Consider the following 14371-nt stretch of genomic DNA (forward strand, 5'->3'; position numbering starts at 1 on the left):
CGCGGTCGCTGATCCGTGGATCAGCGCTTGGAGTACTGCGGGGCCTTGCGGGCCTTCTTGAGACCGGCCTTCTTCCGCTCCACGACGCGCGGGTCGCGGGTCAGGAAGCCGGCCTTCTTCAGCGCCGGGCGGTTGTGCTCGGCGTCGATCTCGTTCAGCGCGCGGGCGATGCCCAGGCGCAGGGCGCCGGCCTGGCCGGTCACGCCGCCGCCGCTGATGCGGGCGATGACGTCGAAGCGGCCCTCGACCTCCACCAGCTTCAGCGGGGAGTTCACGAGCTGCTGGTGCACCTTGTTCGGGAAGTAGTCCTCGAGGGTGCGGCCGTTGATCTTCCACTGGCCGGTGCCGGGCACCAGGCGCACGCGGGCGATCGCCTCCTTGCGGCGGCCCAGGGCCTGGCCGGGAGCCGTGAGGCTCTGGCCCCGGCCCGCGGGGGCCGCGGTCTCGGAGGTGTAGCTGCTGGGCGTCTCGCCGCCCTCGAGGTCGATGTCGACCGTGGTCTCGGCCATGTGTTTCGCGTCCTGTTCCGGTGTGCTCGAGGGCGTCAGCCCTGCGCGACCTGGGTGATCTCGAAGGGCTTCGGCTGCTGGGCGGCGTGCGGGTGCTCGGCACCGCGGTAGACCTTCAGCTTCGAGAGCTGCTGGCGGGCCAGCGAGGTCTTCGGGAGCATGCCACGCACGGCCTTCTCGACCGCACGCTCGGGGTGCTTGTCGAGCAGGTCGGTGTACGTGGTCGCCCGCAGACCACCCGGGAAGCCCGAGTGGCGGTAGGCGAGCTTGGTCTCGCGCTTGTTGCCGGTCAGCGCGACCTTGTCCGCGTTGATGACGATGACGAAGTCGCCGCCGTCCACGTGCGGGGCGAAGGTCGCCTTGTGCTTGCCGCGCAGCAGCGTGGCGACGTGGGTGGCGAGGCGGCCCAGGACGACATCGGTCGCGTCGATGACGTACCAGTTCCGCTGGACGTCGCCGGGCTTCGGGGTGTACGTGCGCACGGTCGTTGCCTTCTCTATGTCTCTGACTGTGTCCACGGCAATCCCGTAGAAGCCGGGGTCAGCCGATGAGTACCGTCGGTGCGTCGTCCGTGGACCGGTGAGTGGGAACGCACCAGGGTCGACACCGACGGACGCACAACGACTCACCAGGGTAGCCGCCGGTCCGGGGGGCGGTCAAAGCGACGTCGGTCACCGCCCCGCGGCCCTGCTCAGCGCGGCTGCGCGGCCCGGATCGCCGGGCCCGCGCCGCCCGCCTCAGCGCGCCCGGGCCACCCGGCCGGCGTCCCACACGGGCTCCGGCGTCTCCACGACCGCCCCGTCCTCCCCGAACACGAGGAACCGGTCGAACCCGCGGGCGAACCACCGGTCGTGCGTCACCGCCAGCACCGTGCCCTCGAACGCCGCGAGCCCCGCCTCCAGGGCCTCCGCCGAGTGCAGGTCCAGGTTGTCCGTGGGCTCGTCGAGCAGCAGCAGCGTCGCGCCCCCGAGCTCCAGCAGCAGGATGTGGAACCGAGCCTGCTGCCCGCCCGACAGCGTCTCGTACCGCTGCTCCGCCGACGCCACGAGCTCGTAGCGGTCCAGCGCCTTGCTCGCGGGCTCCCGGCCCATGCCCGGCCGGCGCCCCTCCCCGCGGTGCAGGATCTCGAGCAGCGTGCGCCCGGCGAACGCCGCGTCCTGCGCGTGCTGCCGGTTCTGCGCGAAGAACCCGGGCACCACGCGCGAGCCCAGGCGGGCGACGCCCGTGTGGGACACCGGGTCGATCGGCAGCTCCCCCTCCGCCGGTGCCTGCTCGGGCTGAGGGTCGCTGCCGCCCGCGGCCAGCAGCCGCAGGAAGTGCGACTTGCCCGACCCGTTCGACCCGAGGACGGCCACGCGCTCGCCGAACCACACCTCGAGGTCGAACGGCCTCATCAAGCCCGTCAGCTCCAGCCGCTCGGCGACGACCGCGCGCTTGGCGGTCCGCCCGCCGCGCAGCCGGACCCGCACGTGCTGGTCGTGGGAGACGACCTCCGGCGGCCCCGCCTCCTCGAACTTGCGCAGCCGCGTCTGCGCCGCGGAGTACCGCGACGCCAGCCCGTCGTTGAACGCCGCCTTGGTCTTGAGGGTGTTCACCAGCGTCACGAGCTTCTGGTGCTCCTCGTCCCACCGGCGCGCCAGCTCGGCCAGCCGCTCGCGACGCGCCTCCCGGGCCGCGGTGTACGTCGTGAACGTGCCGCCGTGGATCCAGACCGTCGCCCCGGCCCTCGCGGGCTCCAGCGTCGCGACGTGCGTCGGCACCCGGGAGAGCAGCTCGCGGTCGTGGCTCACCAGCAGCACCGTCTTCGGGCTGTCGAGCAGCCGTCGCTCCAGCCAGCGCTTCGTGGGGACGTCGAGCGCGTTGTCCGGCTCGTCGAGCAGCAGCACCTCCTGCGGTCCGCGCAGCAGCGCCTCCAGCACCAGCCGCTTCTGCTCCCCGCCCGACAGCGTCCGCACGCCGCGGTGCTGCGCCCGGTCGAACGGGACGGACAGCACCGCGTCCGTCACCCGGTCCCAGTCCGCCTCGACCTCGTAGCCGCCGACGTCCGCCCAGTCCGCGAGCGCCTGCGCGTACCGCATCTGCGACGGCTCGTCGTCGACCTCCATCATGTGCAGCTCCGAGGCGGTCAGCTCCGCCGCCGCCGCGCCGATCGCGCCCGTCGCCAGCGACGCGAGCAGGTCACGGACCGAGCGGTCGTCCGCGATCCGCCCCACGTCCTGCCGCATCACACCGAGCCCGCCCGTGCGGACCACCGCGCCGTCGTGCGGCTGCTCGTCGCCCGCCACGATCCGCAGCAGCGTCGACTTCCCCGCGCCGTTCGGACCCACCAGCGCGGTGCGCTGCCCCTCGCCGACCCGCAGGTCGACACCCCCGAGCAGCGGACGGCCGTCGGGGAGCACGTAGCGCACGTCGTGCACCTCGAGATGACCCATGGCGCCGATCGTCCCAGGTGTCCCGGCGAGGTCCCAACCCGATATGCGTGCGGTGGCAGGGCGGGAGGTGCGGTGCCAGGCTCGACGCATGAGCGAGAACACCCCTGCCACGAGCACCGACGCCGCCACCGGCGCCGAGGGCGACGCGGACCAGCTCCCCGCCGAGGACACGCTGGTCGGACGCGGCGTCGACGACCTGCTGGACGAGGGCTACAGCCCGCCCGAGCGCCCGCGCCCCGCCTCGAGCCACTTCGGCGAGACGGCGTGGGAGGAGTCGCGCGGCGAGACCCTCGACCAGCGCATCGCCCAGGAGGAGCCCGACGTCTGGGACGACCCGGACCGCGCGCCCGACCCGTCCCGCGAGCCCGACCGCGCCGGCCGGCTCCTCGAGGACGACGACGCCGTCGAGTCCGGCGGCAACGACCAGTTCGCGCTCGACGCGGGCGTCGACGGCGGCGCGGCGAGCGCCGAGGAGGCCGCCGTCCACATCGTCGACGAGGAGGACTGACTCCACGCCTCCTCCCGGCGGGTGAGGCGGGCGGCGGGCACGGGTGCGGGGGCACCGGCGTCCGCCGTCCGCGTCACTCCTCCGCGGGATCCACCGGGCCGGCCGCGGGGGCGCCGGCCCGGGTGGGGGCTGCGTGCACGTCGTCCGCCGATCGCATCGCCCGCGTCCGGAGCTGGCGCACGGCCAGCTCCGCGTCGGGCGGGTACACGACCTCCTCCAGCGTCAGCCCGTGCGCCGCGACCACCGCGCTGCCCGGGTCGCGCCGCCCGCCGACCAGCAGCTCCGCCGGCCAGTCCACCGGCCGCCGGCCCTCCCCCACCGCCAGGCTCGCGCCGACCAGCGCCCGCACCATCGAGTGGCAGAACGCGTCCGCGCGCACCGTCGCCACCACCAGCCCCGCGTCCGGTCCGTCCGCGGGGCGCTCCCAGGTCAGCTCGTCGAGCGTGCGGATCGTCGTCGCGCCCGGCCGGGGCTTGCAGTACGCCGCGAAGTCGTGCCGGCCCAGCACCCGCCCGGCCGCCTCGTGCATCGCGTCCACGTCGAGCGGCCGCCGGGTCCACAGCACGTGCGCGCGGCGCAGCGGGTCGCGCAGCGCCGGGTCGTCGCAGACGCGGTAGACGTACCGGCGGGCCACCGCCGAGAACCGCGCGTCGAACCCCTCGGGCGCGATCGTGACCGCCGTGGCGACCACGTCCGGCGGCAGCACCCCGCCCAGCCGGGTCAGCAGCGACTCCTCCGGCGTCCGGTCCGACCGGCCGGGCACCGCGGCCCACGCACCCGCCGGGACGTCCACGTGCAGCACCTGGCCCCGCGCGTGCACGCCCGCGTCCGTGCGCCCGGCCACCGTCACCCGGGGCGGGGTCTCGCCCCGGTGCTCCGAGCGGAGCACGAGCGCCAGGGCGTCCTCGACCACGCCCTGCACCGTGCGCAGGCCGGGCTGGCGGGCCCAGCCGGCGAAGTCCGTGCCGTCGTAGGCGAGGTCGACGCGGACGCGGACGGGGGCGGGGCCGGCGGCGGGTGCGTTGGTGGGTGCGGGGGTGGGCGGTGGGGTCGACGAGGTCACGGGACCACCACCGCGTCCGGGGCCTCGTCGACGGGGAGCTGGACCACGATCCCGCCGAACCGCGCCTCCGCCGCGCGCAGCCGACGCCCGTCGATCCGCACCTCGCCCGCGAGCACCTCCGGCGAGGCGGTCGTCCCGTCCTCGTACTGCGCGGTGTACCCGCCGGTGAACGACTCGTTGTACAGACCCACCGGCCGACCCGCGGCGTCCGTCACCCACCCGGAGCACCAGGCGCACACGTGCCCCGCGTACCGCTCGAAGAACGGCTCGCGCGTCCCGCACAGCGGGCAGACCTGGTCCCCGGGGGTCCCCGGAACCCCGGGTCCACCCTGCGCCGTCGCCCGGCCGAGCGCGCCCAGGCGTCGCCCCGCGAGCCCGGGCCAGCCGTGCACCGCACGCGCCCACACCCTCGGCACCGCACCGCCGCCGTACCGCGCCCCCAGCAGCGCCCCGGCGATCGCGGCGACCGTGTCCGTGTCGCCGCCGATCCGCACCGCCGCGGACAGCCCCAGCGGCAGGTGCACGCTCCCCGGCACCTCCACCCCCTCGGGCAGGGGCGGCAGCGACCGGACCACCGCGTGCCAGGCCGCCTGGAGCGCGGTCACGGTGAACCCGTTCGCCCGCAGGTCCGCCGCCGGGCGCGGCGACGCCGCGTCGTCGAGCCAGCCGCGCCACGCGTCGCGGCGCTCCGGCGGCAGCAGGTCCAGCCCGGCGTGCACGTCCAGGCGCCGCTCCCCGACCGCGAGCCGCACCGCCTCCGACCACAGCACGCACGAGTCGCCCGCCAGCGGGTCCGGGTGGGTCAGCTCCGCGACCGCGCGCGCCGCCGCCGCCGTCGCCGCGCGGTCGTCCAGCGCCACCAGGCCCACCACGCCCGTCCGCATCAGCGCGCCGTTGCCCGCCGTGCGCCCCGTCGCCGCGTGCAGCTCCGCGGCCGCCGCCCGCAGCCGCGCCGCCGGCCGGCCCGTGCGCCGGCCCGCATCCGCGAGCACCGCCGCCGTCTGCGTCCCGACGTCGCTCGCGCCGCCCGTCCACCAGCCCTCGAACCCCGCGGCGACCTCGTCCAGCTCCTCCTCCGTGCGCAGCCCGCCGCCGCGCGCCGCCACCCGGGCCACCACGACCGACATCTGCGTGTCGTCGCTCCACTCGCCCGGCGCGTACGGGCCGAGCCCGCCGCCCCGCATCTCCGGCAGCTCCCCGGGCGCCGGAGGCTCCGCGAACTCGTACGGCACCCCGAGCGCGTCGCCCGCCGCCTGGGCGAGCAGCACGCCGGAGGCGCGGTCGAGCACGCCCCGGTCGAGGGGGCGGGGGCCGGGAGCCGTCGTGGGCTCCGTCTCGGCGGTGGTCGGGCGCAGTGGCTGGTCGGGCACGCCCCCGAGGGTACGGGCCGGGCGCCTGCTCTACCGTGGTCCGGTGCCCACGCCCGACCCCGCCCCGTACACCCTCGCCGTCGACTGCGGGGGCGGCGGCATCAAGGCCTCGGTGCTCGACGCGTCGGGCACCCTGCACGCCCCGGCCGTCCGCGTGCCCACCCCGTACCCCCTGCCGCCCTCGCGGCTCGTCGACACCATCGCCGACATCGCCGACCGCCTCCCGCCGTTCCAGCGGGCCACCGTCGGCATGCCCGGCATGATCCGGCACGGCGTCGTCGTGGCCACCCCGCACTACGTCACCCGGTCCGGGCCGCACACCCGCGTCGACCCCGAGCTCGTCGAGGCCTGGTCCGGCTGCGACATCCGCGCCGCCGTCGCGCAGCGCCTCGGCGTCCCCGCCCTCGTCCTCAACGACGCCGAGGTGCACGGCGCGGGCGTCGTCTCCGGCACGGGCGTCGAGCTCGTCCTGACGCTGGGCACCGGGCTCGGCTCCGCCCTGTTCGACGGCGGCCGGCTCGCCCCGCACCTCGAGTGGTCCCACGCCCCCGTGCGCCGGCTGACCACCTACGACGAGTACATCGGCCAGATCCAGCGCGCCCGGCTCGGCGACGGCCTGTGGTCCCGCCGCGTCCGGCAGGTCGTCGAGGGCCTGCGACCCGTCGTCCTGTGGGACCGGCTCTACCTCGGCGGCGGCAACTCCCGGCAGATCACCCCGCAGGTGCTCGCCCGGCTCGGCGACGACGTCGTCGTCGTGCCGAACCAGGCGGGCATCGTCGGCGGCGTGCGCGCGTGGCAGCTGGGAGGCGACGCCTGACCTCCGGGCCCGGGCCTAGCCCGCGTACGGCGCTGCGACGTCGAGGACCCACGTGACGCCGAACGGGTCGCGCACCATCCCGTAGAGCGGCGCCCACGGCGACGGGGCCAGCGGCACCAGGACCGTCGCGCCCGGTGCCGCGGCGAGCCGCTCCCAGCGCGACGAGATCTCCTCGACCGAGGCGCCGCGCACCGACACGTAGAACGCGTCCGTCCCCGCGTCCCACGGCCGGGCCGCCGGGACGTCGAACGCCATGACGTGGAAGCCCTCATCCGAGAGGACCTGACCCCAGAGCACCAGGTCCGTCTCGGCCGGGTCCTCGACGGGGCCGGCGTCGCCGTACGTGGCGATCGTCAGCTCGCCGCCGAACACGTCGCGGTTGTGCTCCAGGGCCGCCCGGGCGTCGCCGCGGAAGTTCAGGTGGGTCGTGGTCGTGATGGTCATGGTGCCTCCTCGACAGGTGGTGAGCGCGGCCGGTCGACCAGCGCAGGCATCACGATGGGCCCCGTTCCGGACAGGTGGTGTCCGGATAGCGCGGCAGGATGGGTTCGTGCCCACGACCGCGCCTCGGCTGCTCGCCCTGCTCTCGCTCCTGCAGGCGCAGCGCGACTGGCCCGCGGCGGTGCTCGCCGACCGCCTCGATGTCACCGACCGGACCGTGCGCCGGGACGTGGACCGGCTGCGCGAGCTCGGCTACCCCATCACCAGCACCCGCGGACGCGAGGGCGGGTACCGGCTCGCCGCCGGGTCGCGGCTGCCGCCCCTGCTGTTCGACGACGAGCAGGCCGTCGCGCTCACGGTCGCCCTGCGCACCGCCGCCGCGTCGGGTGCCGGCGTCGAGGAGGCCGCCGAACGTGCGCTGCGCGCCGTGCGTCAGGTGCTGCCCGCGCGGCTCGCCCACCGCGTGGACGCCGTGCCGGTCACGGTCATGACCGCCGCGGGCACGCCGACCGTCGACCCGGCGGTCCTCGTCGCGATCGGCGCGGCCGTGCGGGGGCGGGAGGTGCTGCGGTTCGGTTACGCCCGGGCTGCGGGTGCGGACGCGCACACGGGCGGCGCCGACGAGCCGCCGACCCGCCGCGTCGAGCCGCACCACCTCGTCGCGCGGAGCGGCCGCTGGTACGTCGTCGCGTGGGACCTCGACCGCGAGGACTGGCGGGTGTTCCGCGCCGACCGCGTCCGACCTCGTACGCCGGGTGGGGCGCGGTTCGCCCCACGGGACATCCCGGGCGGAAACGTCGAGGCGTTCGTCGCAGCCCGGTTCCGCGGGGCGGCCACGCCGGACGACGGCTGGCCGTGCCGAGGGACGCTCGTCCTCGACGCGGACGCCCGCGACGTCGCGCCGTTCCTGCTGGACGGGCTGGTCGAGGACGCGGGTCAAGGCCGGTGCCGCGTCACGCTGGGCTCCTGGTCGTGGGTGGCGCTGGCGGCCTCGGCGGCACGGTTCGACGCCGCGATCCTGCACGTCGAGCCGCAGGAGCTCGCCGACGCCTGCGCGCTGCTGGCGGACCGGTTCGCGCACGCCGCCGTCACGGCCCGGCACCAGCCGCCCGCGTGACCCGCGCGCGACCACCTCGTTCGGGCGAGACAGTCACGGACCGCCCGGCGTCCACCGTCCACCGGTGAGACCTCGCCGACGACCGCCCACCCGAGGTCCGTGCAGACCGTCGTCAGAACGGCGGACGTGACGCAGGCGGGCGCCCCGGTCCGGACAGGTGCAGCGTGGGCTCCTCGGTGCCGGGTCGCACTCGGAAGGCGTGCCCGGTGGGGGTGCGCCAGATGAACTCGCCGGCGGTGGGTTGGTGGACGCGCAGGATGCCGGCGGTCTTGAGCCTGTGGTGGGTGCGGCACAGCGGGCCGAGGTTGTGGGCGCAGGTGGTGCCCAGCGGTCGGGGTGGTGTGCCGTCGGGTGGCGGGTGGTACTCGCGGGTGTGGTCGAGGTCGCAGCGGGTGGCGGGCACGGGGCAGCCGGGTGCGGTGCAGTACTTGTCGCGGTGCCGGACGTGGTCGGCCAGGGCGGCCGGTGGCCGGTAGGTGGTGCGTCCGACGTCCAGGACGGTCTTGGACAGCGGGTCGGTGACGATGCGCTGCCAGGTGGAGCCGAGGTCCAGGGCCATCGCCCGGGCCTGCTGGGCGTCGATCGGCCCGTACCCGGCGAGGTCACCGGGTGCGTCGTCGGCGCCCAGGAGCGTGGCCAGGGACACCGTCAGGTGGACCACGGTCCGCGGGGCGGCCTCCCCCACGTCTCGAGGGCGGCCGGCCACGGCGTCCGCCGCAGCGGCAGCCCCGCCGGGCGCGACCTCCGCCGGCACAGCCTGCGCACCCTCGGGCTCCGCGTCGGGGCCGGCAACCAGCCCGAACGCGTCGTGGTGCTCGTGGGCGCCGTCGCGGCGCGAGGGCAGCACGGTGCCGTCGCCCGCGACCAGGTGCGCCGTGCGCCCGAGCACCCGGTCCAGGAGCTCGTCGGCGCGCAGCTGGTCCAGGGTCCGCGGGTCGCCGGCCTGCCGGGACCGGCGGGCCAGGGCGTCGAGCATCCCGTCGAGGCGCACGGCGTCCGCCGCGGGCAGCACGGCCCACAGCCCGGCCATGCCGTCCTGCAGGATCCGTGGCCGAGACACGGTCCGGGCGGCGCGGGCGGTGCGGTGCCGGTCCGCGGCGCCCTCGGGGTCGACCCGGTTCAACGCCCGGGCGACGTCGGCGCGGACCTGCCTGACCGACCGACCCGCGACCCGCGGCAGGACCTCGGCCTCGACCGCGGCCGCGACGTGCGCGGGCTCGTCCCCGGCGCCCTGCACGATCGCCCGCGTCTTGGCCGGCTCGATCCGCCCGTCGGCCAGGGCGGCACCGGTGCCGGCCAGGGCACCGGCGTAGGCGCGGCCCTCGCGGATCAGCAGCTTCGCCTCGCCCGGGGACACCAGCAGCCGCGCGGACAGGTCGGCCGCCGCCAGGTCGGCGTGCACGAACGCGGTGCCCTCGGGCAGCGACCGGCACACCGCCGCCAGGTCCGGGTGCCGCAGGTCCGGGTGCCGGGCCAGCGCCGCCGCGGCGGCGGCCTCCAGGGCGTGCGCACGCGCCGCGACCCGCCGGGCCTGCACGACCACCTCGGGCAGCTCGAACGACGGCAACGCCCCCAGGTCCAGGGCCTCCAGCTCCGCCAGCAGGCCCGGACCCGCCGGCATCGCGTCCAGCCGCTCCCCGAGCCCCTCGCCCGTGACCGGCGCACCCGCGGCCACCGCAGCACCACGGCCACGGTCGTCGGGGTCGGGCGCGGCGCGCCCCAGCGGGTCATCAGGCATACGACCACGCTAGGGACGCGCACCGACCCGCGACCGCGCCACCCGGACCAGCCTGGGGACGACGCCACAGCCTCACGCCTGTGGACGACTCGGCACCCGCCCGTCGAGCGCCGACACCGCGTCCACGGCACCCAGCACCGCCCGCGTGAACCCCACGGGCGCCGTCAGCGACACCAGGTGCGTCGCCCCCGGCACGACGACGAGCCGCCCGTCCCGGCACGCGCGCAGGAACCGGCGCTCCTCGCCCCGGAAGTGGTCGTACCGCCCGTTCACCAACCACACCGGCGCCTCGACCAGCGCGAGGTCCTCGACGGGCGTCGCCGCGCGCATGGCCCGGAGCACGTCGTCCATCACGTCGAGCGCGAACCCGCCCGCGGCCACGTCCGCCGCCGCGGCCGGGGACAGCACCCGGTCGACCATCCCCTGGTTCAGCCCCGCGCCCGCGTCCGGCAGCCGCGCGATGCCCCGGGCGAGCACCGCCCACCCGTCGACGAGCGCCACGAGCGGCCGGGTCGAGCACGCGGCGGCCACGAGCCCCGCGACCTGGTCCGGCCGTCGCGCCGCGTGCGCGATCCCGACGTACCCGCCGAGCGACAACCCGACGACGAGGGCGCGCCCGCCGACGGCGTCCACCCCGTCCGCGACGGCGGCGACCGCACCGTCGAGCGTGAACCGCTCCCCCCGCCGCTCCCCGTGGCCCGGCAGGTCGACGGCCAGGGCCCTGACCCCGTACGTCCGCAGCGCCTCGACCTGGGCGCGCCACATCGTCCGCGACGTGCGCAGCCCGTGCACGAGCACCACGGGGACCGTCATGCCCGCCACGCTACCCACGCTCCCCGCAGCACCACCCGACCCGGCTCGACCCGGACCGTGGCCCCACGCAGAAGGGCCCGGGCCCCGCGAGCGTCTGCTCGCGCGACCCGGGCCCTCCCGGTGCTGACGTCAGGTCAGGCCTTGTCGGCCTCGTCCTTCGTGTCGGCGGCCTCGGCCTCGGGGGCGTCGGTCGCGGTCTCCTCGACCGTGGTCTCCTCGGCGGGGGTCTCCTCCGCCGGGGTCTCCTCGGCCTTCGGCGCCGCCTTCTGCGCGGCCTTGGTCGCCTCGCGGACGACGGCCTGCTTCGGGGAGACGGGCTCGAGCACGAGCTCGATCACGGCCATCGGCGCGTTGTCGCCCTTGCGGGGGCCGATCTTCGTGATGCGGGTGTAGCCACCCTGGCGCTCGGCCATCTGCGGGGCGATCTCCACGAAGAGCTCGTGGACGACCGACTTGTCGCGGACGACGGTGAGGACGCGGCGGCGGGCGTGCAGGTCGCCGCGCTTGGCGAACGTCACGAGGCGCTCGGCGAGCGGGCGCAGGCGCTTGGCCTTGGCCTCGGTCGTCGTGATGCGCTTGTGCTCGAACAGCGAGGTGGCCAGGTTGGCCAGGATCAGCCGCTCGTGCGCCGGGCCGCCACCGAGCCGGGGACCCTTGGTGGGCGTAGGCATGTCGTTACTCCTTGGTTCCAGTGATGGGCCGGCGGGTCACGCTCGTGCGCGCGCCCGCCTCCCCGGCATCAGTACTGCTCGTCCTCGGTGAAGTCGCCCTCGTCGCCGTCGTAGTACGCGGCGGCGGTGGGGTCGAAGTCGAGCGGGCTGTCCTTGAGGGACAGGTTGAGCTCGGCCAGCTTCTCCTTGACCTCGGTGATCGACTTCGCACCGAAGTTGCGGATGTCGAGCAGGTCGGCCTCGGAACGCGCCACGAGCTCGCCCACGGTGTGGATGCCCTCGCGCTTGAGGCAGTTGTACGACCGGATGGTCAGCTGCAGGTCCTCGATCGGCAGCGCCAGGTCGGCGGCCAGGGCCGCGTCGGTCGGCGACGGGCCGATCTCGATGCCCTCGGCCTCGACGTTCAGCTCGCGGGCGAGGCCGAACAGCTCGACGAGCGTCTTGCCGGCGGACGCCAGGGCGTCGCGCGGGCTGATCGCCGGCTTGGTCTCGACGTCGACGACGAGCTTGTCGAAGTCGGTGCGCTGCTCGACACGGGTCGCCTCGACCTTGTAGGTCACCTTGAGCACCGGCGAGTAGATCGAGTCGACCGGGATGCGGCCGATCTCGGCCTCGAACGACTTGTTCTGGTTGGCCGACACGTAGCCACGGCCGCGCTCGACGGTCAGCTCGATCTCGAGCTTGCCCTTCTCGTTCAGCGTGGCGAGGTGCAGGTCCGTGTTGTGGACCTCCACGCCGGCCGGCGGCACGATGTCCGCCGCGGTCACGTCACCCGCACCCTGCTTGCGCAGGTACATCACGACCGGCTCGTCGTTCTCCGAGGAGACGACGAGGTTCTTGATGTTGAGGATGATCTCGGTGACGTCCTCCTTGACGCCCGGCACCGTGCTGAACTCGTGCAGCACGCCGTCGATCCGGATGCTCGTCACGGCCGCGCCCGGGATGGACGACAGCAGGGTCCGGCGCAGGGAGTTGCCGAGCGTGTAGCCGAAGCCGGGCTCGAGCGGCTCGATGGAGAACCGCGAGCGGTACTCCGAGATGACCTCTTCGGTCAGGGTGGGGCGCTGTGCGATGAGCACTTCGGGGTTCCTCTCAGCGTGCGTCCGCCATATGACGCAGCGCAGGTACTCGCTGGGCGGCGCGGGTCTCGGTCCACCCGCGCGACCGGCCGGCACCGCCGCGGGCGGGGGATCGCTCCCCCGCCCGTGGCGGCCCGGCTACGGGTCAGACGCGGCGGCGCTTCGGCGGACGGCAGCCGTTGTGGGCCTGCGGCGTCACGTCCTGGATCGAGCCGACCTCGAGGCCGGCCGCGGTCAGGGAGCGGATCGCGGTCTCGCGACCGGAGCCCGGGCCCTTGACGAAGACGTCGACCTTCTTCATGCCGTGCTCGGCGGCCTTGCGCGCGGCGGCCTCGGCGGCCATGCCCGCGGCGTACGGGGTCGACTTGCGCGAGCCCTTGAAGCCCACGTCGCCGCCCGACGCCCAGGAGATCACGGCGCCGCTGGGGTCCGTGATCGAGATGATCGTGTTGTTGAAGGTGCTCTTGATGTGCGCCTGGCCGTGGGAGACGTTCTTCTTCTCCTTGCGGCGCGGCTTGCGCACGGAACTGCGGGTCTTGGGAGGCATGTGCTCGTTCTCTCTCGCTGCTGGTCGTGAGGTCGGTGCCCCGTCGCGGCGCGGGCGGCTGTCCGTGGACAGGCCCGGCGGGCCGCGGGCGGGTTACTTCCGGCCGGCCTTCTTCTTGCCGGCGACGGTGCGCTTCGGGCCCTTGCGGGTGCGCGCGTTGGTCTTGGTGCGCTGACCACGCACCGGCAGGCCGCGGCGGTGACGCAGGCCCTCGTAGCTGCCGATCTCGACCTTGCGGCGGATGTCCGCGGCGACCTCGCGGCGGAGGTCGCCCTCGAGCTTGAAGTTGCCCTCGAGGTAGTCGCGGAGGGTGACGAGCTGGGAGTCGTCCAGGTCCTTGACGCGGAGGTCCGGGCTGATGCCCGTCGCGGCCAGGGTCTGCTGGGCGCGGGTACGGCCGACGCCGTAGATGTAGGTGAGCGCGATCTCGAGCCGCTTCTCGCGGGGGAGGTCGACGCCGACAAGACGTGCCATGTGCCTTTCGGCTCCTTGGACTTCGATCGGAGGTCTGCCGCACCGTCCTCCCGCGGGTCTGCGGGCCCCGGCCTCCGAGCCGGGGGTTCACCGGTGGCGACCCGCCGTGGCGGGTGCGCTGCCGGTTCGGCGATGCGCTGGTGCCGGTCCGTCAGGATCCGGCGGCGGTGCTGCTCAGGTGCGTCCCGAGCGGCAGGGCGTTCAGCCCTGGCGCTGCTTGTGGCGCAGGTTCTCGCAGATCACCTGGACGCGACCGTGCCGGCGGATCACCTTGCACTTGTCGCAGATCTTCTTGACGCTGGGCTTGACCTTCATGGCCTGTTCCTCCGCCGCCGATGCGCCGTGGTCCCTCGCGGGACGCAGGCCGACGGCGATGCTCGTTCGGTCGGTTACTTGTAGCGGTAGACGATGCGCCCGCGGGACAGGTCGTACGGGCTCAGCTCGACCACCACCCGGTCCTCGGGGAGGATCCGGATGTAGTGCTGGCGCATCTTGCCCGAGATGTGGGCGAGCACCTTGTGACCGTTGGTGAGCTCCACGCGGAACATCGCGTTGGGGAGAGCCTCGATCACGCTGCCCTCGATCTCGATGACACCGTCCTTCTTCGCCATGTCCTCCGCTAACTCTTGTCCTGAACTGCCGGTCCACGCCGTCGTCTCCCCCCGGCGGTGCCGACGGGTCCGGTGCGGACGTGGTGGACGTGCCCTGGTCCTGACGTCCGGCGACCGTCCTGCACGCGCGCGACCGCGGTGCGGTCGGCTCGGGCGGGACGTGCGACAGCGCGAGGGCGCA

At 75.2% G+C, this 14371-nt stretch carries 17 protein-coding genes; 3 read left to right on the plus strand and 14 right to left on the minus strand.

Annotated features, from left to right (window positions below):
- Nucleotides 1-20 precede the first annotated feature (20 nt).
- The 3 genes from rpsI to KVT14_RS06495 form a co-directional block, all read right to left on the minus strand.
- Nucleotides 21-509, minus strand: coding sequence for a 30S ribosomal protein S9 (gene rpsI, locus KVT14_RS06485; protein WP_147794329.1), 489 nt, complete (start codon nt 507-509; stop codon nt 21-23).
- Between the two features lie 35 nt (nt 510-544).
- On the minus strand, nt 545-991 hold the full coding sequence (gene rplM / locus KVT14_RS06490; protein WP_147794330.1) for a 50S ribosomal protein L13: 447 nt from the start codon (nt 989-991) through the stop codon (nt 545-547).
- A 255-nt stretch (nt 992-1246) separates the two neighbouring features.
- The gene (locus KVT14_RS06495) at nt 1247-2941 is read right to left on the minus strand and encodes an ATP-binding cassette domain-containing protein (RefSeq protein ID WP_217614932.1); all 1695 of its coding nucleotides are present in this window, start codon (nt 2939-2941) and stop codon (nt 1247-1249) included.
- Between the two features lie 88 nt (nt 2942-3029).
- On the opposite strand from KVT14_RS06495, the gene KVT14_RS06500 reads away from it, so the two are divergent.
- A complete protein-coding gene (locus tag KVT14_RS06500; RefSeq protein ID WP_217614933.1) occupies nt 3030-3449 on the plus strand; it encodes a DUF5709 domain-containing protein in 420 nt (139 codons plus the stop codon).
- A gap of 73 nt (nt 3450-3522) precedes the next feature.
- Here KVT14_RS06500 and truA read toward each other — a convergent pair whose 3' ends face one another.
- Together truA and KVT14_RS06510 are read right to left on the minus strand one after the other, a co-directional pair.
- The gene (truA, locus tag KVT14_RS06505) at nt 3523-4512 is read right to left on the minus strand and encodes a tRNA pseudouridine(38-40) synthase TruA (protein ID WP_217614934.1); all 990 of its coding nucleotides are present in this window, start codon (nt 4510-4512) and stop codon (nt 3523-3525) included.
- Nucleotides 4509-5882, minus strand: a complete 1374-nt coding sequence (locus KVT14_RS06510) for an ADP-ribosylglycohydrolase family protein (RefSeq protein WP_308160931.1) — start codon at nt 5880-5882, stop codon at nt 4509-4511. Before KVT14_RS06510 ends, truA begins: the two co-directional genes overlap by 4 nt.
- Before the next feature lie 43 nt (nt 5883-5925).
- Between KVT14_RS06510 and KVT14_RS06515 the strand changes: the two genes are divergently transcribed.
- Nucleotides 5926-6699: an ROK family protein gene (locus KVT14_RS06515; RefSeq protein ID WP_217614935.1), complete on the plus strand. Its 774-nt coding sequence runs from the start codon at nt 5926-5928 to the stop codon at nt 6697-6699.
- Between the two features lie 15 nt (nt 6700-6714).
- Here the strand turns inward: KVT14_RS06515 and KVT14_RS06520 are convergent, their stop codons facing one another.
- Entirely contained in the window at nt 6715-7143 is a 429-nt protein-coding gene (locus tag KVT14_RS06520; RefSeq protein WP_217614936.1) for a VOC family protein, read from the minus strand.
- Between the two features lie 106 nt (nt 7144-7249).
- On the opposite strand from KVT14_RS06520, the gene KVT14_RS06525 reads away from it, so the two are divergent.
- Nucleotides 7250-8257, plus strand: coding sequence for a WYL domain-containing protein (locus tag KVT14_RS06525; protein WP_308160932.1), 1008 nt, complete (start codon nt 7250-7252; stop codon nt 8255-8257).
- A gap of 112 nt (nt 8258-8369) precedes the next feature.
- Here KVT14_RS06525 and KVT14_RS06530 read toward each other — a convergent pair whose 3' ends face one another.
- From KVT14_RS06530 to infA, 8 genes are all read right to left on the minus strand, one after another.
- Nucleotides 8370-9995, minus strand: coding sequence for an HNH endonuclease signature motif containing protein (locus tag KVT14_RS06530; RefSeq protein ID WP_217614937.1), 1626 nt, complete (start codon nt 9993-9995; stop codon nt 8370-8372).
- Between the two features lie 72 nt (nt 9996-10067).
- Nucleotides 10068-10808, minus strand: a complete 741-nt coding sequence (locus KVT14_RS06535) for an alpha/beta fold hydrolase (protein ID WP_217614938.1) — start codon at nt 10806-10808, stop codon at nt 10068-10070.
- A gap of 134 nt (nt 10809-10942) precedes the next feature.
- On the minus strand, nt 10943-11479 hold the full coding sequence (gene rplQ, locus KVT14_RS06540) for a 50S ribosomal protein L17 (RefSeq protein WP_217614939.1): 537 nt from the start codon (nt 11477-11479) through the stop codon (nt 10943-10945).
- Nucleotides 11480-11547: 68 nt separating this feature from the next.
- Nucleotides 11548-12558: a DNA-directed RNA polymerase subunit alpha gene (locus tag KVT14_RS06545; protein ID WP_147794340.1), complete on the minus strand. Its 1011-nt coding sequence runs from the start codon at nt 12556-12558 to the stop codon at nt 11548-11550.
- A gap of 145 nt (nt 12559-12703) precedes the next feature.
- Nucleotides 12704-13105 carry a 30S ribosomal protein S11 gene (gene rpsK / locus KVT14_RS06550; protein WP_147794341.1) on the minus strand — a complete coding sequence of 134 codons (402 nt, stop codon included), beginning with the start codon at nt 13103-13105 and terminating at the stop codon, nt 12704-12706.
- A 93-nt stretch (nt 13106-13198) separates the two neighbouring features.
- Nucleotides 13199-13579: a 30S ribosomal protein S13 gene (gene rpsM / locus KVT14_RS06555; RefSeq protein WP_203669150.1), complete on the minus strand. Its 381-nt coding sequence runs from the start codon at nt 13577-13579 to the stop codon at nt 13199-13201.
- A 201-nt stretch (nt 13580-13780) separates the two neighbouring features.
- Nucleotides 13781-13894: a 50S ribosomal protein L36 gene (gene rpmJ / locus KVT14_RS06560; protein ID WP_013117849.1), complete on the minus strand. Its 114-nt coding sequence runs from the start codon at nt 13892-13894 to the stop codon at nt 13781-13783.
- Between the two features lie 74 nt (nt 13895-13968).
- Entirely contained in the window at nt 13969-14190 is a 222-nt protein-coding gene (gene infA / locus KVT14_RS06565; protein WP_146838576.1) for a translation initiation factor IF-1, read from the minus strand.
- Nucleotides 14191-14371 lie beyond the last annotated feature (181 nt).

The organism is Cellulomonas sp. GbtcB1 (assembly GCF_019091725.1).
In the GTDB taxonomy this organism is placed as follows: Bacteria; Actinomycetota; Actinomycetes; order Actinomycetales; family Cellulomonadaceae; genus Cellulomonas.

Coding starts and splice junctions, on each gene's coding strand:
- rpsI (WP_147794329.1), bottom strand. CDS start 509: ATGGCCGAGACCACGGTCGACATCGACCTCGAGGGCGGCGAGACGCCC.
- KVT14_RS06495 (WP_217614932.1), bottom strand. CDS start 2,941: ATGGGTCATCTCGAGGTGCACGACGTGCGCTACGTGCTCCCCGACGGC.
- KVT14_RS06500 (WP_217614933.1), top strand. CDS start 3,030: ATGAGCGAGAACACCCCTGCCACGAGCACCGACGCCGCCACCGGCGCC.
- KVT14_RS06520 (WP_217614936.1), bottom strand. CDS start 7,143: ATGACCATCACGACCACGACCCACCTGAACTTCCGCGGCGACGCCCGG.
- KVT14_RS06530 (WP_217614937.1), bottom strand. CDS start 9,995: ATGCCTGATGACCCGCTGGGGCGCGCCGCGCCCGACCCCGACGACCGT.
- KVT14_RS06535 (WP_217614938.1), bottom strand. CDS start 10,808: ATGACGGTCCCCGTGGTGCTCGTGCACGGGCTGCGCACGTCGCGGACG.
- rplQ (WP_217614939.1), bottom strand. CDS start 11,479: ATGCCTACGCCCACCAAGGGTCCCCGGCTCGGTGGCGGCCCGGCGCAC.
- rpsK (WP_147794341.1), bottom strand. CDS start 13,105: ATGCCTCCCAAGACCCGCAGTTCCGTGCGCAAGCCGCGCCGCAAGGAG.
- rpsM (WP_203669150.1), bottom strand. CDS start 13,579: ATGGCACGTCTTGTCGGCGTCGACCTCCCCCGCGAGAAGCGGCTCGAG.
- rpmJ (WP_013117849.1), bottom strand. CDS start 13,894: ATGAAGGTCAAGCCCAGCGTCAAGAAGATCTGCGACAAGTGCAAGGTG.
- infA (WP_146838576.1), bottom strand. CDS start 14,190: ATGGCGAAGAAGGACGGTGTCATCGAGATCGAGGGCAGCGTGATCGAG.